Source organism: Burkholderia anthinoferrum (assembly GCF_002925705.1).
In the GTDB taxonomy this organism is placed as follows: domain Bacteria; phylum Pseudomonadota; class Gammaproteobacteria; order Burkholderiales; family Burkholderiaceae; genus Burkholderia; species Burkholderia semiarida.
Genome location: NZ_LFZP01000014.1, coordinates 1 through 1,954 on the forward strand (window position 1 = coordinate 1; position 1,954 = coordinate 1,954).

General features: G+C 64.2%; 1 protein-coding gene. It reads left to right on the top strand.

The window, feature by feature from the left end; genetic code table 11:
• Window positions 1–1,827, top strand: a 1,827-nt coding sequence (locus tag C5F75_RS04605; protein WP_181035370.1) for an efflux RND transporter permease subunit, incomplete at its 5' end; no start/stop codon positions are given.
• Between the last annotated feature and the right edge of the window lie 127 nt (window positions 1,828–1,954).

The window sequence follows — 1,954 nt, forward strand, 5'->3', positions numbered from 1 at the left end:
TCCGGCGGCTCGGTCGGCGCGATCTATCGTCAGTTCTCGCTGACGATCGTGTCGGCGATGGTGCTGTCGGTGCTGGTTGCGTTGATTCTGACGCCGGCGCTGTGCGCGACGATCCTCAAGCCGATCCCGCAAGGGCATCACGAAGAGAAGAAGGGCTTCTTCGGCTGGTTCAACCGCACGTTCAACAACAGCCGCGACAAGTACCACGTCGGCGTGCACCACGTGATCAAGCGCTCGGGCCGCTGGCTCATCATCTATCTGGTCGTGATCGTCGCGGTCGGCCTGCTGTTCGTGCGCCTGCCGAAGTCGTTCCTGCCCGATGAGGACCAGGGCCTGATGTTCGTGATCGTGCAGACGCCGTCCGGCTCCACGCAGGAAACGACCGCGAAGACGCTCGCGAACATTTCCGACTACCTGCTGAAGGACGAGAAGGAAATCGTCGAATCGGCGTTCACGGTCAACGGCTTCAGCTTCGCGGGCCGCGGCCAGAACTCGGGCCTCGTGTTCGTCCGCCTGAAGGATTACGCGCAGCGTCAGCATGCGAACCAGAAGGTGCAGGCGCTGATCGGCCGGATGTTCGGGCGTTACGCGGGCTACAAGGACGCGCTCGTGATTCCGTTCAACCCGCCGTCGATTCCGGAGCTCGGTACCGCTGCCGGCTTCGACTTCGAGCTGACGGACAACGCCGGTCTTGGCCACGACGCGTTGATGGCCGCGCGTAACCAGTTGCTCGGGATGGCGTCGAAGGATCCGACGCTGCAGGGTGTCCGTCCGAACGGCCTGAACGACACGCCGCAGTACAAGGTCGACATCGACCGCGAGAAGGCGAATGCGCTGGGCGTGACCGCGGATGCGATCGACCAGACGTTCTCGATCGCATGGGCGTCGAAGTACGTGAACAACTTCCTCGATACCGACGGCCGGATCAAGAAGGTGTACGTGCAGGCAGACGCGCCGTTCCGGATGACGCCGGAAGACATGAACATCTGGTACGTGCGCAACGGGTCGGGCGGGATGGTGCCGTTCAGCGCGTTCGCGACCGGTCACTGGACGTACGGTTCGCCGAAGCTCGAGCGCTACAACGGCGTGTCGGCGATGGAAATCCAGGGGCAGGCCGCACCGGGCAAGTCGACCGGTCAGGCGATGGCCGCGATGGAAACGATCGCGAAGAAGCTGCCGGTCGGTATCGGCTATTCGTGGACGGGCCTGTCGTTCCAGGAAATCCAGTCCGGTTCGCAGGCGCCGATCCTGTACGCGATCTCGATCCTCGTCGTGTTCCTGTGTCTCGCGGCGCTGTATGAAAGCTGGTCGATCCCGTTCTCGGTGATCATGGTCGTGCCGCTCGGCGTGATCGGTGCGCTGCTCGCGGCCACGATGCGCGGCCTCGAGAACGACGTGTTCTTCCAGGTCGGCCTGCTGACGACCGTGGGCTTGTCCGCGAAGAACGCGATCCTGATCGTCGAGTTCGCGCGCGAGCTGCAGCAGTCGGAGAAGATGGGGCCGATCGAGGCCGCGCTGGAAGCGGCGCGCCTGCGGCTGCGTCCGATCCTGATGACGTCGCTCGCGTTCATTCTCGGCGTGCTGCCGCTCGCGATCAGCAACGGCGCGGGCTCGGCGAGCCAGCACGCGATCGGCACGGGCGTGATCGGCGGGATGATCACGGCGACGTTCCTCGCGATCTTCATGATCCCGATGTTCTTCGTGAAGATCCGTGCGATCTTCAGCGGCGAGAAGGAAGACGTCGACGAGGCGCTGCGCCTGGCTCAGGAGCACTCGCACCACGAAGAGAAGCCGGGCAACGGCGACGAAGGCAACAAGGGACAGTGATGATGCAAAAACACGCTTTGACTGCAATCGCAGTCGCGCTCCTTGCCACGGGCTGCACGATGGCGCCGCATTACAAGCGGCCCGACGCGCCCGTCGCGCAGGCGTACCCGGCCGGCGGCGTCTACGC